Source organism: Streptomyces sp. TM32 (assembly GCF_004122755.1).
Lineage (GTDB): Bacteria > Actinomycetota > Actinomycetes > Streptomycetales > Streptomycetaceae > Streptomyces > Streptomyces sioyaensis.
Map to the genome: position 1 here is coordinate 1 of NZ_SDIG01000256.1, position 6,261 is coordinate 6,261.

The window sequence follows — 6,261 nt, forward strand, 5'->3', positions numbered from 1 at the left end:
ACCGTGAGCGGGGCGCCGTGCCGGACCGCGGCCGTGGACCGCGGCGCAGGGGTGGCGAGATCCAGGGGCTCGGCGGCGCGCATCCGGTCCGCCGTCCAGAAGGCGTCGAGGGCGGTCTGCGGGGCGGGGGAGCGGTGGCCGTGGTCCACGTCGGCGGCGCCGGCCGGGGCGGCGGGGAGCAGCAGGGCGAGCAGCGTGCCGGCGGCAGTCAAGGCCCCCAGGGCGGCCCGGGATCTGCGCACGGGGGGCGGGGTCGGTATGGCGTGAACTTCCGCTGTGACACGTACGGTTCGTCTCACGCGTAACTCCTTCTGCGGGGGCCGCGCGGCAGCTGCGCGCGGCCGTGGGGGACGGGCCGCGCGACGGCGGCCCGGCAGGAGCGGTGCGGATCCGGGGTAAGGGTGCCACTGGAGACGGCAGGAGGGCAGGGGTCGTACCAGGATTCGGCGCCCGGAACGGCGCGGTGGCGCAACTTCGCCCGAACCCCGCCGTCCTGGCCGAAAGCTGCCTCAACCCCGCCCGATGTAGGGCATGTTCGTCGCCATCACGGTGGCGAACTGCACATTGGCCTCCAGCGGCAGCGCCGCCATGTGGACGACCGTGCGGGCGACGTCCGCCGCGTCCATCACCGGCTCGACCGCCAGCTGGCCGTTGGCCTGCCGGATACCGGTCTGCATCCGGCCGGTCATCTCGGTCGCCGCGTTGCCGATGTCGAGCTGGCCGCAGGCGATGCGGTACGGACGGCCGTCCAGGGAGAGCGACTTGGTCAGCCCGGTGACCGCATGCTTGGTGGCGGTGTAGGCGATGGAGTCCGGGCGCGGGGCGTGGGCGGAGACGGAGCCGTTGTTGATGATCCGGCCGCCCTGCGGGTCCTGGGTCTTCATCGCGCGGAAGGCGGCCTGTGCGCACAGGAAGGCGCCGGTGAGGTTGGTGTCCACCACCGTGCGCCAGTCCTCGTAGGCCAGCTCGTCGAGCGGCACGGTCCTGCCGAAGGTGCCCGCGTTGTTGAAGAGCAGATCGACCCGGCTGAACCGCTCCTGGACGGCAGCGAAGAGGGCGTCGACCTGTTCGGGGCGGGTGACATCGGTCGGCACCGCCATGAGGGCGGGGCTTTCGGGGGTAGTGAGGCCCGCCAGACGGGCGGTCTCCGCCAGGGCCTCGGCGCGCCGGCCGGCCAGCACCACCGTCCAGTCGGCGTCCGACAGCGCCTGGGCGACCGCCCGTCCGATGCCGGATCCGGCGCCGGTGACCACCGCCACCTTCCGGGGTGCGGCCCCGCTCCGCCGCGCCTCCTGGGCGACCGACGCCGTCTGTGCGCGCTGTCCGGGCCGCGAGGACGGGGCCGGCAGCGTGGGCCGGTCCGCCGTCGCCGTCCCGCCGACCTGCCCCGCCCGTGCCGTCGACGTCGCCTGCGCTGCCCGTGCCCGCTGTGTGTTCTGTGCCATGGCGGCAGCGTAAACGGCGTACCGGCGACGACCGGGCCGCCGCCGCGGCGACTCAGCCCGCGGGGTGGAAGCGTGCCAGGATGGCGGCCTTCGTCGCGGTGAACTCCTCCTCGGTGAGAATGCCGTCGCGGCGCAGTTCACCCAGCTCGCGCAGCCGGCGCAGCAGCGCGTCATGGTCGTCGGCGGTGGCGGGCGCGGTGGCGGCGGGCGCCGTCGCGGCGGGCGCCTCCTCCGTGGGCGCGTTGCCGGCGGGCGGGGCGAGCGCCGCGGGAGCTCCCGTCGGCCGGGCCGTCGCGGCGGGCGCCGCCAGGATCCCGGCCGTATCGGTCTGCGGCAGGCCGGCTGTACGGGCCTGCGGCGGGCCGGCCGACGGATGCGGCAGCCGTACCGCGACCGCGGCCGCCAGCAGTGCGGTCGTGCCGCTCTCCTTCTTGAATCCCCACAGCTCAAGGGAGTTGGGGTCGCGCTCCGGCGCCGGCTGCTCGGCCGCCCCGTACAGCCGGAAGCGGAGATAGCCCGATTCCAGGCCGGAGGGGGCCTGCCACTCCACCGTTTCCAGACCGGTCAGCGTGAAGTCCCGTGGACCCCACCGCCGCTTGGTCTCGCTGGTGTTCCAGCGCCATTCGAGATGCACCCGCTCGCCGTCGAAGGTGGCGATGCCGTCGACCCCGGCGGCCGTCAGCGGTACCGGCGGGCCCGGCAGCAGATAGCGGTCGGTGGGCCCGTCGGGAATCTGCTCCAGCGTCAGGGCCTGCCGCACGGTGTCGACGAAGTACTCGGCGACGTCGGCCCGTCCGGGGTCCACCGTCACCTGGTACGGGCTGGCGTCGTCCGGCAGGCTGCCGCTGGTGACCTGGAGCAGCGGGTCCGCGCCGTCCCGCAGCCGCAGTCGCAGCCGGCCGCCCTTGCGGGCCGGTTCGTAGGCGATCTTGGCCACGGCGGCCAGCGGCACCGTGAACTCGCCGAGATACTGGCGCAGTTTGTGCACCCCGCGCTCGCTCCCCGGCACGATCCGTATGACCTCGCCGTCGAAGGTCCAGGTGCCGTCGCGCCCCATCAGTTCAGCCATGTCCCGGATCCTACGGAGCCAGGGCCGGTTGCCGTGCTTGTCCGGCGGAGTCCGTTGCGGGCCGGTCCGCACTCGGCGGGCGCTGACGGCTCCCCCTGGCGACCGGCGCTCGCCTTGACCACCGGCGCTCACCTCGGCCACCGGCTTCCCGGAGACGACCGGCCTCCCAGAGGTGGAGGGCAGCCGACCGGCCTCCCCGAGGCGGAGGCAGACGACCGGGCACCAAGCCGGCGGCCTGATCCAGGACATTGGTCCTAGGACCATCCGCCGCCGGATTCCGGTCAAAAGACGGGCTGGGAACCGGCCGTGAGCCGTCCGGTGCGTGCCACCATGGTGCAGCCCCTCGATGACCCGTGGAGACCTTCATGACGGAGCCCGGCCCCGGTACGGCCGAGACCACAGACCAGCCCGCCATAACCGGGCGGGCCGCGCCGGCAGCACCCGCCGCGGCCCGCCGCGCCGGCCTCCTCGTCACCCTCGTCCTCGGCGGGCTCACGGCGGTCCCGCCACTCTCCATGGACATGTATCTGCCGGCGCTGCCGCAGGTGACCGCCGCCCTGCACAGCCCGGCCGCCACCGTCCAGCTCACCCTCACCACCTGCCTGGCGGGCATGGCCCTGGGGCAGATGATCGTCGGCCCGATGAGCGACAAGTGGGGACGCCGCCGCCCGCTGCTGGCCGGCATGGTGATCTACATCCTGGCGACCGCCCTGTGCGCCCTCGCCACCGACGCCGAAGTCCTGATCGCCTTCCGCCTGTTGCAGGGCCTGGCCGGCGCGGCGGGCATCGTCATCGCCCGGGCCGTGGTCCGCGATCTGTACGACGGCGTCGCGATGGCCCGCTTCTTCTCCACCCTGATGCTGATCTCCGGCGTGGCACCGGTCGTCGCGCCCCTCATCGGCGGCCAGATCCTCCGGATCACCGACTGGCGCGGCGTCTTCGTCGTCCTCACCGCCGTCGGGGTGGCGCTCACCCTCCTCGTCTGGCGCACGCTGAAGGAGACCCTCCCGCCGGAGCGCCGGCACCCCGGCGGTCTCGGCGCGGCCCTGCGCACCATGCGCGATCTGCTCGCCGACCGGGTCTTCTCCGGTTACCTCCTGGTCGGCGCCTTCGCCTTCGCCGCGCTCTTCGCCTACATCTCCGCCTCGCCGTTCGTCGTCCAGGAGATCTACGGCGCGTCCCCGCAGACCTTCAGCCTGCTCTTCGGCCTCAACTCCGTCGGCCTGGTGACGGTCGGCCAGATCAACGGCAAGCTGCTGGTCGGCCGGGTCGGTCTCGACAAGGTGCTGGGCACCGGGCTGGCCGTGGTCGCGCTCGCCGCGGGTGCGCTGCTCGCGATGTCCTCGGGGGTCTTCGGCCACGTCGGCCTGGTCCCGGTGGCCGCCGGCCTCTTCGTCCTCATGGCCGCGATGGGGCTGGTGATGCCGAGCACCAACACCCTGGCGCTGCTGCGCACCCCGCACGCCGCCGGCTCCGCCTCCGCGCTGCTGGGCACCTCCACCTTCCTCCTCGGCTCGGTGGCCTCCCCGCTGGTGGGCATCGCGGGGGAGCGGACGGCCGTACCGATGGCGCTCGTACAGCTTTCCTGCGCCGTATTGGCGCTCGTCAGCTTCCTGGGACTGTGCCGCCCGTGGCAGCGTAGGGGGGAGAGCACCGCGAGCACGGCCGGCGAGAGGACCAGGCTCTGAACGCACCGAGACTCACCTACGGCACCCCGGCCCGGGCAGGGCTCGACACCGCCTGGGTGGAACGGCTGGTCCGCGGCGTGCGAGCGCTTCCCGAGGGCCGCCCGCCCTGGTGCCCGGGCGTCGTGGTGCTGGCCGGCCGCGGCCCGGTCGTCGTCGCCGAGGCCGCCGCGGGCTGGGCGCTGCGCTACCGGGCCTACGACCCCGAGCGGGACCGCGGCCTCGATCTGCCGCGCGACCGGTGGGAGCCGATGCGGGTGGGCACGGTCTTCGACCTGGCCTCGGTCAGCAAGCTCTTCACCGCCGTCGCCGCGGTCCAGCAGATCGAACGCGGCCGGCTGGCCCTGGACGACGAGGTTCGGACCGATCTGCCCGCCTTCGCCCCCGGCATCACCGTCCGGCAGCTCCTGACCCACACCTCGGGACTCGCCCCCGAGCTGCCCTTCCACGACCTCCGGGACCGCGCCGCCCAACTGGCGCTCCTGTGGGCGGAGGCGGCGGCCCCCAGCGGCCGCCCCGCCGGCGCCCCCCGCTACTCCGACCTCAACCTCATCGCCCTCCAGCTCGTCCTGGAGCACCGCACCGGGCAGCGGCTGGACGCCCTGGTCCGCGACGGCATCACCGGCCCGCTGGGCATGGCCAGCACCTCCTACGGCCCGCTGGCACCGCAGGGCGTGGCGGCCACCGAGGACCAGCGGCGACCCTGGGCCAAGGCGGACCGCGGGATGGTCCGCGGCGAGGTGCACGACGAGAACGCCTGGGCACTGGGCGGCGTGGCCGGCCATGCGGGCCTCTTCGCCACCGCCCAGGACCTCGCCGTACTGTGCCGCACCCTGCTCAACGGCGGCGTCTACGGCACCACCCGGATCCTCGGCCCGGACGGGGTCGCCGCCCTGCTCGACCCGCCCGGCCTCGGCTTCGGCGTCGACCAGCCGTATTTCATGGGCGAGTTGGCGGGCCGCGGCGCCGCCGGCCACACCGGCTTCACCGGCACCAGCCTGGTCCTCGACCGCGCCACCGATACCTTCCTGATCCTCCTCGCCAACACCGTCCACCCCCGCCGGCGCAACGGCGGCAGCGCGCCGCGCGCCGCGGCCGCCACCCGGCTGGCCCGCGCGGTGGCCTGCGGCGCCTGAGCGGCCGGGGCAGGCGGGGGCGCCCGTAGAATTTCCGCCATGCACGAGGAACTGCGCGCCGCGCTGGCGGGCCTGCTCGACGGCCTGCCGCCCACGCAGGCCGCGCAGGCGGTCGACCGCCTGATCAGCAATTACCGGGGCCGCACCCCCACCGACGCCCCGGTCCTGCGGGACCGCGCCGATGTCGCCGCGTACGCCGCCTACCGCATGCCGGCCACCTTCGAAGCCGTCCGCGCCGCGCTGGCCGCCTTCGCCGCCCGGGTCCCCGACTGGTCGCCGGCCACCCATCTGGACATCGGCGGCGGCACCGGCGCCGCCACCTGGGCCACCGCCGCCACCTGGGACGACCCGCGCAGCACCGTCCTGGACTGGGCCCAGCCCGCCCTCGACCTCGGCCGCGAACTGGCCGAGGGGGTCCTGCCCGACACCCGGTGGCAGCGCGCGACCATCGGCGAGGGCCTCACCGTCCCGCCCGGCACGGACCTGGTCACCGTCTCGTACGTCCTGGGCGAACTCCGCCCCGAGGACCGCCGCGCCGTCGTCGCCGCCGCGGCCACCGCCCGCGCCGTCGTCCTCATCGAACCCGGCACCCCCGACGGCTACCTCCGCATCCGCGAGGCCCGCACCCAGCTCACCGACGCCGGCCTACGCATCGTCGCCCCCTGCCCGCACAGCGACACCTGCCCCATCGTCCCGCTTGTCCGGAGGGTGGGGGCACCCCCAGCGGTAGCTGGGGAAGACTGGTGCCACTTCTCCGCCAGGGTCAGCCGCTCCTCCCTCCACCGCCAGGTCAAGGGCGGCTCCCTGCCGTACGAGGACGAAAAGTTCAGCTACGTCGCCGCCACCACCCTCGACGCCCACCCGTACGTCGATACCGGCGGCCACCTGGCCGGCTTCCTGCGCCGCCCGCAGCCGTTCGACGTAGA

General features: G+C 74.6%; 5 protein-coding genes and 1 pseudogene. 3 read left to right on the top strand and 3 right to left on the bottom strand.

Annotation, left to right across the window (positions count from 1 at the left end; all coding sequences use genetic code 11):
* The 3 genes and pseudogenes from EST92_RS30485 to EST92_RS30495 form a co-directional block, all read right to left on the bottom strand.
* Window positions 1-212, bottom strand: a pseudogene (locus EST92_RS30485) (peptidase); the annotation flags it as partial.
* 297 nt (window positions 213-509) lie between these two features.
* Window positions 510-1,445 (bottom strand): SDR family oxidoreductase, encoded by a 936-nt coding sequence (locus EST92_RS30490; RefSeq protein ID WP_254069160.1) that lies wholly within the window; start codon window positions 1,443-1,445, stop codon window positions 510-512.
* A 52-nt stretch (window positions 1,446-1,497) separates the two neighbouring features.
* Complete coding sequence (locus EST92_RS30495) at window positions 1,498-2,514, bottom strand: DUF4429 domain-containing protein (protein WP_129283907.1); 1,017 nt, start codon at window positions 2,512-2,514, stop codon at window positions 1,498-1,500.
* A gap of 365 nt (window positions 2,515-2,879) precedes the next feature.
* Between EST92_RS30495 and EST92_RS30500 the strand changes: the two genes are divergently transcribed.
* The 3 genes from EST92_RS30500 to EST92_RS30510 all read left to right on the top strand — a co-directional run.
* Window positions 2,880-4,202: a multidrug effflux MFS transporter gene (locus EST92_RS30500; protein WP_129283908.1), complete on the top strand. Its 1,323-nt coding sequence runs from the start codon at window positions 2,880-2,882 to the stop codon at window positions 4,200-4,202.
* A gap of 56 nt (window positions 4,203-4,258) precedes the next feature.
* Complete coding sequence (locus EST92_RS30505; protein WP_254069162.1) at window positions 4,259-5,335, top strand: serine hydrolase domain-containing protein; 1,077 nt, start codon at window positions 4,259-4,261, stop codon at window positions 5,333-5,335.
* A 39-nt stretch (window positions 5,336-5,374) separates the two neighbouring features.
* Window positions 5,375-6,261: small ribosomal subunit Rsm22 family protein (locus EST92_RS30510; RefSeq protein ID WP_254069164.1), on the top strand; the 887-nt coding region annotated here is incomplete at its 3' end.

Excerpts from the sequence above, each read along its gene's own strand:
- EST92_RS30490 (WP_254069160.1), bottom strand. The coding sequence starts at position 1,445 with ATGGCACAGAACACACAGCGGGCACGGGCAGCGCAGGCGACGTCGACG.
- EST92_RS30495 (WP_129283907.1), bottom strand. The coding sequence starts at position 2,514 with ATGGCTGAACTGATGGGGCGCGACGGCACCTGGACCTTCGACGGCGAG.
- EST92_RS30500 (WP_129283908.1), top strand. The coding sequence starts at position 2,880 with ATGACGGAGCCCGGCCCCGGTACGGCCGAGACCACAGACCAGCCCGCC.